Origin of the sequence: Mycobacterium marinum (assembly GCF_003391395.1) — a bacterium.
Classification (GTDB): Bacteria; Actinomycetota; Actinomycetes; order Mycobacteriales; family Mycobacteriaceae; genus Mycobacterium; species Mycobacterium marinum.
Genome location: NZ_CP024190.1, coordinates 4,079,926 through 4,093,818 on the forward strand (window position 1 = coordinate 4,079,926; position 13,893 = coordinate 4,093,818).

At 66.0% G+C, this 13,893-nt stretch carries 12 protein-coding genes and 1 pseudogene; 4 read left to right on the forward strand and 9 right to left on the reverse strand.

The window, feature by feature from the left end; translation table 11 throughout:
• The first annotated feature begins 4 nt into the window (after positions 1-4).
• From CCUG20998_RS16880 to CCUG20998_RS16895, 4 genes are all read left to right on the forward strand, one after another.
• On the forward strand, positions 5-262 hold the full coding sequence (locus CCUG20998_RS16880; RefSeq protein WP_012395124.1) for an acyl carrier protein: 258 nt from the start codon (positions 5-7) through the stop codon (positions 260-262).
• 101 nt (positions 263-363) lie between these two features.
• On the forward strand, positions 364-783 hold the full coding sequence (locus tag CCUG20998_RS16885; protein ID WP_012395125.1) for a pyridoxamine 5'-phosphate oxidase family protein: 420 nt from the start codon (positions 364-366) through the stop codon (positions 781-783).
• 165 nt (positions 784-948) lie between these two features.
• On the forward strand, positions 949-2,556 hold the full coding sequence (locus CCUG20998_RS16890) for a PE family protein (protein WP_240642807.1): 1,608 nt from the start codon (positions 949-951) through the stop codon (positions 2,554-2,556).
• Positions 2,557-2,815: 259 nt separating this feature from the next.
• The gene (locus CCUG20998_RS16895; RefSeq protein ID WP_020730475.1) at positions 2,816-3,235 is read left to right on the forward strand and encodes a DUF302 domain-containing protein; all 420 of its coding nucleotides are present in this window, start codon (positions 2,816-2,818) and stop codon (positions 3,233-3,235) included.
• Between the two features lie 10 nt (positions 3,236-3,245).
• Here CCUG20998_RS16895 and CCUG20998_RS16900 read toward each other — a convergent pair whose 3' ends face one another.
• The 9 genes and pseudogenes from CCUG20998_RS16900 to CCUG20998_RS16940 all read right to left on the reverse strand — a co-directional run bounded on the left by CCUG20998_RS16900 (position 3,246) and on the right by CCUG20998_RS16940 (position 13,711).
• Positions 3,246-3,719 carry a hydrogenase maturation protease gene (locus CCUG20998_RS16900; protein WP_020730474.1) on the reverse strand — a complete coding sequence of 158 codons (474 nt, stop codon included), beginning with the start codon at positions 3,717-3,719 and terminating at the stop codon, positions 3,246-3,248.
• On the reverse strand, positions 3,716-5,008 hold the full coding sequence (locus tag CCUG20998_RS16905; RefSeq protein ID WP_036456613.1) for a Ni/Fe hydrogenase subunit alpha: 1,293 nt from the start codon (positions 5,006-5,008) through the stop codon (positions 3,716-3,718). The genes CCUG20998_RS16900 and CCUG20998_RS16905 overlap by 4 nt, the downstream gene beginning before the upstream one ends.
• Entirely contained in the window at positions 5,008-5,763 is a 756-nt protein-coding gene (locus tag CCUG20998_RS16910; protein WP_012395130.1) for an NADH-quinone oxidoreductase subunit B family protein, read from the reverse strand. Before CCUG20998_RS16910 ends, CCUG20998_RS16905 begins: the two co-directional genes overlap by 1 nt.
• 1 nt (position 5,764) lies before the next feature.
• Complete coding sequence (locus tag CCUG20998_RS16915) at positions 5,765-6,622, reverse strand: FAD/NAD(P)-binding protein (RefSeq protein WP_036456319.1); 858 nt, start codon at positions 6,620-6,622, stop codon at positions 5,765-5,767.
• The gene (locus CCUG20998_RS16920; RefSeq protein WP_020730471.1) at positions 6,615-7,751 is read right to left on the reverse strand and encodes a 4Fe-4S dicluster domain-containing protein; all 1,137 of its coding nucleotides are present in this window, start codon (positions 7,749-7,751) and stop codon (positions 6,615-6,617) included. Before CCUG20998_RS16920 ends, CCUG20998_RS16915 begins: the two co-directional genes overlap by 8 nt.
• An 85-nt stretch (positions 7,752-7,836) precedes the next feature.
• Positions 7,837-8,418 (reverse strand): Rv1733c family protein, encoded by a 582-nt coding sequence (locus tag CCUG20998_RS16925; RefSeq protein WP_020730470.1) that lies wholly within the window; start codon positions 8,416-8,418, stop codon positions 7,837-7,839.
• Between the two features lie 61 nt (positions 8,419-8,479).
• Positions 8,480-9,481, reverse strand: coding sequence for an Acg family FMN-binding oxidoreductase (locus CCUG20998_RS16930; RefSeq protein WP_020730469.1), 1,002 nt, complete (start codon positions 9,479-9,481; stop codon positions 8,480-8,482).
• A 148-nt stretch (positions 9,482-9,629) separates the two neighbouring features.
• Positions 9,630-11,942, reverse strand: coding sequence for a heavy metal translocating P-type ATPase (locus CCUG20998_RS16935; RefSeq protein WP_103653915.1), 2,313 nt, complete (start codon positions 11,940-11,942; stop codon positions 9,630-9,632).
• A 330-nt stretch (positions 11,943-12,272) separates the two neighbouring features.
• Positions 12,273-13,711, reverse strand: a pseudogene (locus tag CCUG20998_RS16940) (IS3 family transposase).
• Between the last annotated feature and the right edge of the window lie 182 nt (positions 13,712-13,893).

Sequence of the window (13,893 nt, forward strand, 5' to 3'; positions counted from 1 at the left end):
GCACATGACGACACAACAAGACACCCGCGCCGTGGTCCTGTCGGTATTGACGACCATCGCGCCCGAGGTCGACGCCGATGACATCTGTGACGATGTGCTGCTGCGCGATCAGGTCGATCTTGACTCGATGGATTGGCTGAACTTTCTACTCGGTATCCACAAACGGATGCACGTGGACATCCCCGAATCCGACTACGCGACCCTGCGCACCCTCAACGATGTCGTGACCTACGTCGAGACACACGCGTCCAAAACCGCTTGAACGACATTGGTCCCTGCCCGGTAGGACCTTGGGCCGGCGATGCGCGCCGCCGACTTCAATAGCATCATGCTTGTGACCTACCAAAGGAGAGGGGTTGGCTGATGTCGGGAGCCGGTGATGGGATCACCATCCTGCCCGTGCACGAATGCTGGGACCTGATGAAAAGCGTCACGTTAGGACGGCTGGTTACCAGCGTCGACGGGCGGCCGCAGATCTTCCCGGTGAACTTCGTCGTCCAGCGCCGCACCGTGCTGTTCCGCACGGCCGAGGGCACCAAGTTGGTCAGCACGGCGATAAACCACAAAGTCCTGTTCGAAGTTGACGATCACACCTCCAGCGAGGGCTGGAGCGTCATCGTCGAGGGCAGGGCCCGTTCGATGCGCACCGACGAGGAGATCGCGGAGGCCGAGAGCGCTCACCTGTTGACGTGGACGGCAACGGAGAAAACCCACTATGTGCGGATTCTGCCGGACGCGGTGACAGGTCGGCGGTTCCAGTTCGGTCCACCGGGCCAGGAGTAAACCAACCGCCAGCTGGCGCCGGCGCCGACTCGTGATCGCCGGCGCCAGCACGGCGAGTTTGTTAGATCTGGGTTAGATCTGCCCTGAAAACGACAAATTTCGGATACGGCTGACGTGCTCGCCTGTGAAGATGGGCCGCACGGGGCCGTACGTCGAACCGGGGGGATGGCAGTGTCGCTGGTAGTCGCCGAACCCGATGCGTTGAGCAACGCAGCCGGGCATTTGGCGGGTATCGGCTCGAAGATCGAGGATGCGACGGCTGCCGGGGCCGGTCGCACAACTACCGTCGCCGCCGCGGCCTCTGATGATGTGTCGATCGCCATCTCGGAGTTCTTCGGTACCTACGGCAAGCAATTTCAGACGTTCAGTGCGCGGGCGGCAGCATTTCACGACGAATTTGTCAGCCTCTTGCGCGGCGGCGCGGCCGCATACCTCGACACCGAGTTCGCCAACGCCCGGCTGGGCCAGGCGAACCCGGCGAATTCGCCGGCTCCGGCGGCCGCGGCGCCCGGCGGCGCCTTCCTCGCCGAGTTGAGTGCGGGCAACACCGAGTTGGGCCCGATCACCGGTGCAATCTCGGTGGGAGAACTTCTCCCGGGCGCCCCGCCAGAGATTGGTGCCGCCATATCTGTTCTCGGCGGCGGCTCCCTGTTGCCCGGGCTGTTCGGGTTTGGCCCGTTCGCTCCGACAACCGGTTCGCCTGCCGTTGCCGAGGGGCCATGGCAAACCCTGTTCGCCAATACCGGCGCCAATCTGCAGACCATCTATAGCGACTGGGCTGCCCATCCGTTCCCGGTCGCGCAGCAGGTGATCGCAAACCAAGCCGAATACGCCCGGACGATAGGCGGCGGACTCGCGGCCGCCGCGCAAGACCTCCCCGCAACTGTGGCGAACCTGCCGGCGAACATCGGACTCGCCGTCGCCGACGCCGTGAACTTCCCGGCGGAGCTGCAGGGATACCTCGGCAAGCAAGTTGGCTACGGCCAGGTAGTTGTGGACGCGCTGCAGAACGCGGGCGCGGAGCTGCCGCAGACTTTGCCCAACTTTTTCGGCGACGTCGACAAGGCCAACCGAGCGGTGATGGCGGGCGACTACAACGACGCGGTGGACTACGTCCCGCGAGCCGCGGTGGATCTTTTCCTCAGCGGAGTCAACATCAACAACCTCTCGCAGATCACCGTCGAGGGACCAGCGGGAGAACTACTCCCGCTGATGTCACTGCCTGCGCAGATGCAGCAGGACCTGATCGACCTGCTTCCGCCGGGCGCCATTCTCACGCAAATGGTGCAGAACAGCTTCAACGCCACCAACACGGTCGTCAACTCGATCGCCTTGGCCGCAATCGGCCCGCCGATCGCCACGCTCGATGGGTTTGCAACGGGCCTGACGGTGCTCGGCGGCGCGGTGGCTACGGGAAACGGTGTGGGGGCTGTCGGCGCCTTGCTCGATATGCCCGCCTACGTGTTGGACGGTTTCCTCAACGGCGAAACCGTCGTGGAGCTAAGGGTGCCGGTGAGCGAGACGGTGACTATTCCGTTGACGCCCCTGACGCCTCCCATCGTCGTCGGCGCCAACACGCCGGTCCTGGTCCGGATGCCCTTCGGCGGAGTGCTGGCCCAGCCGCAACCGATCACCGCGACAATCGAACTTCCGGGCACGGGGAGTCCCGCCCCGCTCGACATCTCGGTCCCCGATATGCAAGTTGCGGGTGTCGTTCCTACCCTGCTGAACGTGATACCCCAACGGGTCGCCGAGGCGATTGCACCCGAGTAATGGGTCGGCGGCCATTCCCACTTCCGGTGCGTTCGGCCCGGCCGGTCCGGCGCGAAGCCGCTCCATACCGACCTCTCACGACGAATGTCTCTGCGAGAAAGGGACTTCGGACCCTCCCATACGGTGTGCGTCGATGCTCAGATAGCTCTAGCTCGTCGTTACGGACGCGGTGGTCGACTCGTGTGCCAACTGAGTTAGCACCATGAGCGACACACCGCCCGGCACCTCACCGTCGGGGTCAGCTACGGAAGGAATCACCATGGGCCTCGCGTTATCGACAAGGTTGACGGCCCCGTTCGATGACGCGGTGGCACGCACCCGGGCGGCTCTGGCCGCCCAAGGGCTTGGGGTGCTCACCGAGATCGATGTCAAGGCGACGCTGCAAGCCAAACTCGGCGCGCCGATGGAGGACTATCTGATCCTCGGCGCCTGCGACCCGGACCTGGCGCACCGGGCCATCGAAGCCGACCGCGAGATCGGGCTGCTGCTGCCCTGCAACGTCTTGGTTCGCGCCGACCCGGACCGCCCCGGCGACGTGCTGGTCGAGGCGGTGAATCCGGGCATGCTGCTCGCGGTGACGGGCGAGGCGGCGCTCATCTCGATCGCCGATGAGGCGACCCAGAAGCTGGTCGCCGCCATCGCCTTGCTGGCCGCCACCGAAGCGGCCGCGCCGGCCTGATCGACGTCCGCTACACGTCGGCGCGTGGCCGCGGGCGACCGATTTCATCGACGGCCAGGCCGACCACCACCGGAACGGCATCCAAGACCTGTGGCGTCAAACCAACGCCGTGGCCAATGTCGGCGACGTCGACGGTGATGATGACCAGCCGTTCGGGCACCCGGTCCAAGGCTTGTCCCAGTGCGTATGCCGTGGCCACGTCGGCCCGGTGCGAACTCACCCCGCTGGATCCGGTCGCCAGGTCGCCCAGGCCACAGCGACGCACCCGGCCCGGTGTTGCTGGCGTCGCGACCGCGGCATCGATCAGCACGGCCAGCCCGGCACCCGACCACGCTTCGAGCAGACTCATCGGATCCGCGAGGTCGGTAACCACGCGAACGCCCGACAACGCCAGCTCCCGCAACGCCGTGGCGGCGGCCACCCCGACACCGTCGTCACGCCGGTAGCGATTGCCGAGCCCGATGACGACGACAGCTGCGTTCATCCACGCTCGAGGGTGAGTGTCAGGAAGTGTGTCGAGCACGAGATGCACGGGTCATAGTTGCGGATCGCACGTTCACACATGGTGGTGAGCACCTCGTCGTCAAGAGCGAGGTTCTCCGAAACCACCCGCGCCAGGTCGGCCTCGATGGCCGCCTGATTCTGCGAGGTGGGCGGAACGATGGTGGCCGCCGACACCAATCCGGCATCGTCGATACGGTAGCGGTGGTAGAGCAGTCCCCGTGGCGCCTCGCTGACGCCATGGCCCACCCCGGCCCGAGCCGGCACCTCGACGAACGGTCGCGCCGGCCGCTGGTAGTTCTCGATGATCCGCAGCGCCTCTTCTATCGCGTACACCACTTCCACGGCACGAACGATGATGCTGCGGAATGGATTTCGGCACTGGGCGGAAAGTCCGGCCCGGGCGGCGGCCTGCGCGGCTATCGGGGTGAGCAGCGACGAGTTCAGCGCGTAGCGGGCCAGCGGACCGGTCACATGGCAGCCGCCGTCCAATGTGGCATGCAGGGCGGTTGAATGGGGCACCTGCAGCTCCACGACGTGGTCGGTGAATTCGGCCACCGGAAAGACCGGTCCGGCACTGCGCGCGATGGTGCCGTTCTCGATCGGGTAGCGGTCGGGCGTAGTGAGCGCCAGGAACTCATGGTCGAACTCGAGATCGGGGAACTCGAACCCGGCCACCCACTCCACGGTGGCCAGCGCGTCGTCCAGAGCGCGGCGCAACTGCTCAGCCATCGGCGCGAAGTCCGATCGAGTTGGGACGGAATAGAATCCGCCCAGCCGAACATTGATCGGGTGGATCGCCCGCCCGCCCACGAACTCCATCAGCTGGTTACCGGCCTTCTTCAGGCGTAACCCGCGCTCGACGATCTCACGTTCGTCTCGGGCGAAGGCGATCGCGTCGGGATAGCCCAGAAAGTCCGGTGCGTGTAACAAGCAGATGTGCAGAACGTGGCTGTGTATCCATTCGCCGCAGTACAGCAACCGGCGCAGCTCTATCAGGTCCGCGTCCAGCTCGACACCGCAGGCATCTTCGAGCGCATTGCAGGCACTGACCTGGTAGGCGACCGGACAGATGCCGCAGATCCGCGCGGTCAGGTCGGGCGGCTCGGTGTGCGCGCGGCCGCGCAGGAACGCTTCGAAAAACCTTGGCGGCTCGTAGATGTTGAGCTCGACCCGGTCCAGCTCGCCATCTTTGAGCGAAACGTAGAGCGCCCCTTCGCCTTCGACACGGGTCAACGTTCCGACGCTCAGCGTCCGGTTGTCGGGTGCCATCATTTGCTCCGCTCCGCGGCGAAACTGGTGACGTTGAAAGTCGAGAACACCCGGTCGACACCGTCTTCGGACATGCCGTCCCGACGCAGTAGCGGGATCAAGGTCGCGGTCTGCGGTGCCGCCGATGGACCGAAGCAGCCATAGCAGCCGCGATGGTGCCTGGGACACAGCGCACCGCAGCCGGCGTGGGTGACCGGGCCCAGGCACGGGGTGCCCTCGGCGACAATCACGCACGTCACGCCGCGCAGTTTGCACTCCGTGCACACCGTCTTGGCCGGCAGCCGCGGTTTACGCCCGATCAGCAGCGCCTCGAGAGTATCGAGCAGCTGCCCTCGGTCAATGGGGCAGCCGTGCAGCTGGTAGTCGACTTTGACGTGCGCGGATATCGGCGTGGAAGTGGCCAGGGTGTCGATGTATTCGGGCTTGGCGTAGACGACCGAGGTGAACTCGGCGACGTCGGCGAAGTTGCGCAGCGCCTGCACGCCCCCGGCGGTCGCGCAGGCACCGATGGTGATCAGCAGCTTGGACTGGGCCCGAATCTCTTGGATGCGTTGCTCGTCGTGATGGGTGGTGATCGACCCCTCGACCAGCGAAACGTCGTAGGGCCCGCCCACCATGGTGCTGGACGCCTCGGCGAACGTGGCGATCTGGACCTGATCGGCAAGCGTGAGCAGCTCGTCCTCGCAGTCCAACAAGGTCAACTGACAACCGTCGCAGGAGGCGAATTTCCACACAGCCAAAGTGGTTGGGCCCATCCTAAAGCTCTTTCACTCGTAGCAGCGGTCCGGCGATGTCATAGCTGACGACGGGCCCGTCCCGGCACAGCAGCAGCGGTCCCAGCTGGCAGTGACCGCACCACCCCACACCGCATTGCATGTTGCGCTCCAATGAGACCCGAATATCTTGGGCCGCTACCCCTTTTGCCAGCAGAGCTTCGGCCCCGAACCGCAACATCGGTTCGGGCCCGCACAGGAATGCGGTGGTGTGTTCGGGGTCCAGGGCAAGTCGGCGCAGCGGCTCGGTGACCAGACCGACCTCACCGCGCCAGCCCTGAACCGGGACGTCGACGGTGACGTGCAGTTCGATATCGGGGTCCTGGGCCCACTTTTCCAGCTGGGCCGCGAACACGAAATCCGCCCGGGAGCGGGCGCCCACGATCAGCGTCAGCCTGCGGTAGCGAGAGCGCTGCGCCAGCGCGCCCAGGACCGCTGGGCGCAAGGGGCACAACCCCACACCGCCGGCGACCATGACCAGATCACGGCCGGCCGCCTCGTCAAGCCCCCAGGTCGTGCCGAATGGACCCCGCACTCCCACGATGCTGCCCGGTGCGGCATCGTGCAGGGCACGGCTGACCGCCCCGACCGCACGAATCGTGTGGGTGATCGACCCATCTGTGACGCTGGGATCGCCACTGATCGAGATTGCCGCCTCGCCCACCCCGAACGCGTAGAGCATCATGAATTCGCCCGGCTCCGGGCGCCGCAATGCCTCGCTGACCGGCTCCAGGCACAGCGTCGCCGAATCCGGACTCTCCACAACGCGACTGCGCACCCGATACGGGACTGGCGCCATCGCTGATGGCGGCGCTGCGACTCCGGCCGCTGCGTCAGTCATCGTCGGCCATCTTGTTCATCTCAGCGGTGATGTCGATGCCGGTGGGACACCAGGCGATGCATCGCCCACAGCCCACACAGCCCGACATGCCGAACTGGTCGTGCCAGGTAGCCAACTTGTGGGTCAGCCAATGTCGGTAGCGTGACGCGCCGGATTGGCGCACGCTGCCGCCGCCGTGGACGTAGGTGAAGTCGAACTCGAAACATGACGCCCAATGCCGCCAGCGTTCGGCGTGTTCGCCGGTGAGATCGCTGACGTCTTCGGTGCTGGTGCAAAAGCAGGTGGGGCAGACCATCGTGCAGTTGCCACAGGTCAGGCAGCGACTGGCCACCTCCTCCCACTGCGGCGACTCCCGGGAGCGCAGCAGCAGGTCGCGCAGATCGACCTCGGGCATCTGCCGTCCCATCCGGTCGGCGGCGGCCTCGACATCGGCGCGCGCCGACGCCACGTCGCCGCTGCTGGCTGACTGATGCGGCAGCGCGGCGAGCACGTCGGCGCCCTGTGGACTGCCGACGTCAACGACGTAACCGACTCCGTCGGAACCAACACGCTCGGTGAGTGCCAGGTCGTAGCCGGGTCCAACGCCGGGACCGGTGCCCATCGACGCGCAGAAGCACACTCCCCCGGGCTCGGTGCAGTTCACCGCCACCACAAAGATCTGGCGCCGGCGACCGACAAACGCGCTGTCGGGGTAGTCGGAACGGCCCAACACCCCGCCCAACGTCGCGATCGCCGCCAGATCACAACCGCGCACGCCAAGGAATGCGTAACGCGGGGCCTCCGGCTCGGATTCGGCTGGGCCATCCCCGTCTCGAGTGCCGGCCCACATCCGCTGACGCGGCGGATGCAGGAACTGCTTCCAGGATTGCGGTCCCGCCGAGTGCCCGAAGGCCGCGTCGTCATCGCGACGACGCAGCCGATAGTGCCCCGGAGCCACGTCAACACCCCAGCCGCGCGGAAGGTCGTCTGCGGACTCGAGTTCGGCAAGCACAATCGCGTTGTCACGCAAGGTCGGACCGACCACGCGATATTGCCGCTCCATCAGCACCTCGACGAGGCGACGCAGCCCGGCCATGTCCAATAACGCGGCGTCGGAATCTGTCCCGGGTCTGTTCATCGTCACACTCATCAGCCTATTTCACGACAGACGCCAAAGGGCACAACGCCTGAATTTCGGCCTGTGCCAGCCGAAGTGAAGCCCGCCAGCCATGTCATCAATATCGATTCGTCCTGCCGCCATCGTCTTGCAGACAACTGAGCTCACGGTCCCACTGTGCGTCACGCACTCGGTCGAGCTGGGTACGGACCGCGGCCACCAGTGCTGCCAGCACGACACACATGCTCAGCAGGATCACCATGGTCACGCCGACCGCGTCGACGGCGGCGTGCCAAGTCGGTGTTGGCGGCCGCACCAGATTGTCGTCTCGATCCACCCATACTTGAATGCGCTGGCCCGCCTTGACCGGGCTGGTGCGTTGCAGCGAACCGGAGTGCTGCGCGGCCGTCCCGGGCCATCGCACTTGCACCACAACAGCTTCGGTGTTCGGGTTGCGCGTCGTGCCGGTCACTTCCGCTGTGACGGGGTGGCGCACCTGTGCCTGCTCGGCGTATTGATCAGCACGTGCGTTGAAGACGACCGCACCCAACACCGCGGCGACCGGTATTGCGACTAGCGATGCCGCCAGCGCGATCAGCACGACCAAGGCTTCGACGCGGTCGGCGCGCCGAAGCAGTGGGTTGCGGCCGGCGATGCGAGCGATCCACCAGTCCCGTGGGTCCAGTTTGAACGTCTCCATCACAACTTTCCCCGTCCCCGCGGTGCGGCTCGCCCGAGGCCGCGTACGCCGCACCAGGGGGCTATTCGGTGCCGCATTGTTCGCGGTCAGACATCCACTCGACGATCTCGGCGAGTGGACGTCGCGGGGTCGACGGCAGTGGATCGGCGTTGATCGGGGCCCATCCCACCCGAAGCAGCATCTGCGGATAGTCATTGTTGCCGAACACATCGGTCCGGACGGACGCGCGTGTTTCGGCAATCTCGAGCGGTTCGGTGACCGGGCAACTGGCCAGACCCATCGCTGTCGCGGTGAGTAGCACGACGCTGGTGGCCTCGCCGGCGCGGAGCTGGGCGAGCCGGTCGTCGGTTCGAGTTCCCAACGCCAGCATCACCGCATTGTCATCGGCGGGCGCGGCATCGGCCGGCATTGCCAACGTTGAGCCGGCGAATAGCCGGCTGGGCAGCGGCGCCGCGGGATCGGAGACGGGCGTGTTGCGAGCCGGAACACCGGAGGCCGAGGCGTGCCGCCCGCTCCAGGCGTTGAGTTCGGCCAGATACTCGTCATCAGCGGCGTGGTCCCAGACCGACTTCGCCACAATCGCGTTCAACTTGTCCGTGGCGTCGACTTGCCGCAGCGATACCCCGCAGCGGGCGGCCCGCGCCGCCATCAGGGCAACATCGCTTACCGGAACCGGCCAGAAGCTGTAGTGGCGCCGATCGGTTCGGCGCCTCGGTATCGCTGCGGCCAGGGTGATGTTCAGCTGGTCGGGGGTGTGGCGGGACACCTCGAGCGCGGCAAGGTGAGTCGGATCGGCCGGGTTCGGCAGACGAGCCACCTTGGCATGCCAGCCGACCGCCGCCAGCGCAATGACGCAGTGATTCAAGGCGGCGCCGCAACTCGAGATGAGGTCTCGCCCCTCCGGGTCGGTGTTGGGCAGCTGCAGGCTCGTGTCGGCGTACAAATGCAGCGTCGTTGCCCCAACCTGCCAACGCCACGGCTGGGTGTTGTGCACCGAGGGCGCGCGCGAGGCGAGGGTGAGAACAGTTCGGACCGTGCCGGCATCCGGGAAATGCGCATTCATGATTGCTGCTCCTTCGGCAAGTCGTCCTCCTCAACGATCGCGCAATCACATCGGCCATACGAGGGCATGGCGTCCCTGCAGCGAGGGACTTTGTGCCATTGTCGAAGCGGCCAACGCGCCATCAGCACGGCAGCACAGCGCAATCGCGCTAAGAATCGTCCTGCGCGAGGGTGAAGTAGTTCTCTTCTTCCTGCAGGAAGTGCAGGCGTAACAGCGCGTGCAGGCCATACAGGCAGGCCAGCAGATCGTCGACCTGGTCGTGCTGTATCGCCCCGGCCGACTGCGCCAGCGCCAGATGGGTGGTGATGCGATCGGACAGCCGTTGAATCTCGGCGTGCGTCCGGCTCATGGTCGCGGTGGCTTCGCCACTTCCCAGCGGGTCGGCGAGCGCAGGATAAAGCAGGGTTTCCTCTGCCTGCTCATGAGGCAGAATCCGCTCGGTCAGCAAGGCTTGCGCGGCGACGATCGAGTCAAGAGCCCCAGCGTCGGGACCGGCGGCCAGGCGATCGGCGGCGGTGCGCAACAGCCCGATGGAGTCGCGGAGTTGGTCGTGTTCAGCCGCGAAACGATGCAACATCTGCTCGGTGCCGGTGGCCAACAGCAACTCGGTGCCCGGATTTCCACGTAATGCCCGCAGCGCGTTGAGGATCACCGCGACGTCGATGCCTTCTTGCAGCAGCGCACCCGCCGCGGGCGGCAACCAGCCCAGTGCGGCCATCGCCATGGCCAGCAGTGACAGGCCCATGCCAACGCTGGCGCTTTGTACCGCAATGCGCCGCGACCACCGGGCGATATCCATCGCGTCGGCCAACCGGTCGAGGCGGTCGGTGGTCAACACTATGTCGGCGGCCTCCGAAGACGCGGTGGCCCCACGTGCTCCCATCGCCACCCCAACCGTGGCCGCCGCCAGTGCGGGAGCATCGTTGACACCGTCGCCGACCATCACGGTCACTGCCCGTTGGGTTTCGGCGCGTACCGCGGTGAATTTGTCGGCCGGGCTCTGGTCGGCATAGACCTCGTCGAGGCCCAAAATGGCGGCCACCTCCCGAGTCGGCTCGGCTCGGTCGCCGGTGAGCAGGATCAGCCGGGTGAAGCCGGCCTGGCGCAACCGGCGCATGGTTCGTGGCGCCTGCCGGCGCAACGGATCCCGCAGCAACACCGCGCCCTGGGGGTCGCCGTCCACACAGACCCACGCGATTGCCGCACCGTCGAGGCGGGCGCGGTTGACCGCGGCTCGCGCCCAGGGGCCGGTCGCCGTGTCGGCCGATAGCTTGCCGACCGTCAGGCGCCGCCCGTCGATGGTGGCACTGACACCGCGGCCCGGCTCCTCGACGACGTCTGTCGGCAGTGACAGCTGCAAACCGCGATCGAGAGCCTCGGTGACGATGGCTTCGGCGAGGACGTGCGGGGAAAGCTGGTCAACCGAGGCGGCCTGGCGCAGCAGCTCGGTCCCGCCGCTACCGGGTGCGCTCACCACGTCGACCACCGACGGGCGCCCCATCGTCAACGTGCCGGTCTTGTCCATCATCAATGTCGTTGCATGACCGAGGTTTTCCAATGCGCCGCCACCGCGAATCACCACGCCCATGCGCGAGGCGCGGGACAGGCCGGAGACGATCGCGACCGGTGCTGCCAGCAGCAGCGGGCATGGCGTGGCAACCACCAGCACGGCAACGGCTCGCACCGCGGAGCCGCTGGCGAGCCATGACGCCGCGGCCAGCACCAGCGCCATCGGCAGAAACCAGGCCGCATAACGGTCGGCCAACCGCACGATCGGCGCATTCTCGGCGCCGGCCTGCTGCGCCATCCGCACGATGCCCGCGTAGGTGCTCTCGTCCGCCGTCGCGCTAGCCCGAATCTCAAAGGCGCCGCCCGCATTGACCACACCACTGCGGACCGGTTCGCCGACGCCACGTTCGACCTGCAGCGGCTCCCCGGTCAGGGCCGACTCGTCCAGTACCGCCACCACATCGGCGGTCCGGCCGTCCACCGGGACCACTTCACCCGGGCCCACGACCAGGATGTCGTTGACGACCACCTCCGCCAGCGGGATCTGGCTGACGTCGGATCCGGTGCGTCGCCGCGCAAACCGCGGCGCACGCTCCAGCAACAACCTCAGGTCCCGGGTGGCACGGCGTTGCGCGGCCGCGTCCAGCGCACGCCCACCCGCCAGCATCACCGCAATCAAGGCACCGGCCAGGTATTCGTGGACCAGCAGGGTGCCGACCAGCGATAGGACCGCGATGATGTCCACGCCGACTTGACCCCGGCGCAACGCCAAAACGACCCAGGTCAGCGCCGGCACGACGGCCACCACGGTTGCCGCGATCCAGCAGCCGTCGGCCACCACCCGCGCACCGAAGAGCCAGGCGAGGCCACCGATGACCAACAAGCCCACGGTGAGCACCACCAGGGTGGGTTCGATCAGCCAGCGCACCCGCGATATCCACCGGTGGGCCATCGTCGCAGTATCGCCAACCACCGGGAAATCCTATCGATACCAGCCAGTTCTGGGTTCAGCACGCCGAGAGCCCAGGTGCAAGCACATCGCCGTGCCAGCACAGTCGATCATTCCCGGACCGTACTGGGCTAGGGCCGTAATACCCGGCCGGCCCGGGCCTTAGCTCAAATCCACCGATGAATTGAGTCCGCACCGGGGGCCGAAATGAGGGAAGTCCCTCTGAGCTGGGATGATTGATGTTGTCAAGACATTGATCAAGCCAATTCGGAAAGGCACTTCCGGTGCGAGTGCGGAACCTGTCAACCTGAATGAGGCACCGTTGCGCGGTATTTACTGAGTGGCCTGCTTTGGTTGGTCGGGGCGGTTGATCCACGAGGTTTCGGGGATCTGTGGTGGTTCGGGCGGTTTGCGGACGAACCGTTCCGGGTGTGCGGCAGAGGCGTTAGCGAGTACGCCGGCGCGCTTGTCGCGGACTGTCTGGGCCAGGCCGTAGTGGACATCGGCGGCGGTATACAGGCCCAAACCCGGCTGGCGGTGTTCATCGTTGTACCAACCGAAGAAGTCCTGGCAGTGTCTTCGGGCGTCTTCGATTGAGTCGAACCGGCCTGGGAAGTCGGGCCGACACTTCAGCGTCTTGAACTGGGCCTCGCTGAACGGGTTGTCGTTGCACACGTGTGGCCGCGAATGTGACTGGGTCACACCGAGATCGGCGAGCAGCAACGCCACCGGCTTGCTGGTCATCGAACTGCCGCGGTCAGCGTGGATGGCCAACTGGGCACGGTCGATGCCTTGCTTGGCACAGGTCTGGCGAATCAATACCTCGGCCAGGGGTCCGGTTTGTCGGCTGGCGACCATCCAGCCAACGACGTAGCGAGAGAAGATGTCCAAGATCACGTATAGGTAGTAATAGCTCCACTTCGCTGGCCACGCAATTTCGTGATATCCCACGACCACCCCGCATTCGGGGCGTCGGCGACCAGTTCGGGTTTCACCTTCGCTGGATGGGTGGCTTGACAGCGGCGCTCGCGCACCTCGCCGGCTCGGCGCAACAGCCGGTAGAACGTCGATTCTGAGCCCAGGTAGACGCCTTCATCGAGTAGGATCGCCCACACCTCAGCCGGTGCCAGATCGGCGAACCAGTCGCTGTGTAGGACGTCGAAGATGGCCTGCTGCTCGGCGGCGCTCAGCCCCCGCGGCTGGCGCCGTTGGCGGTGCGGGATCAGCTCTGGTCGTGGCGGTGCCGGGCTTTGCCGGTGTCGCCGGTAGTAGCCCGGCCTATGCGGCACCAACGGCTTGGCAGGCGGCCCGCACGCCCAGCTGCGGTGCCACCTCCATGACGGCTTGATCGGTCATGGCGTCGACCTCGGCCCGCAATCCGTGCTCCCGGAGAGAGTCTCCAAGAGCACGTGCAGTTTTGCCTGGACATCCACCACGGCGCGGGTCGTGGCTAACTCCTGCTCCAGTCGCCGCTTTTCTGCTTGCAGGCCGGCGATTTGCTCGGTGGCCGGATCGCGCCGTTTGCGCCCGAGTGAGGCCGCCAGCCCGGCCAGCGCACCGGCATCGCGGCCTTTGCGCCATTCGGTGATGTGGCTGGAATACAGCCCCTCGCGGCGTAGCACCGCGCCTTTCTCGCCGTCAGGCGCTGAGTCGTAGGCAGCCAAAGACCTCAGCTTGTACTTCGCAGTGAATGTCCGTCGCCGGGCGCGCTGAGCCACCTCGGGATCGCGACGTTGCGTTGCATCGTCCGCCACCCAACCAAGATCTTTCATCCCGGCCGCACAGGCCAACGTCGTCACCATGCTAGCCATTTCGACGAATCTCTCCATCCCCACCCTCGGGTCACAGATGATCAGGGAGCAGGTGCCTCAACCCAGGTTGACAGAGAGGGGAAGTGCCTTTCCGAATTGGCTTGATCAATGTCTTGACAACATCAATCATCCCAGCTCAGAGG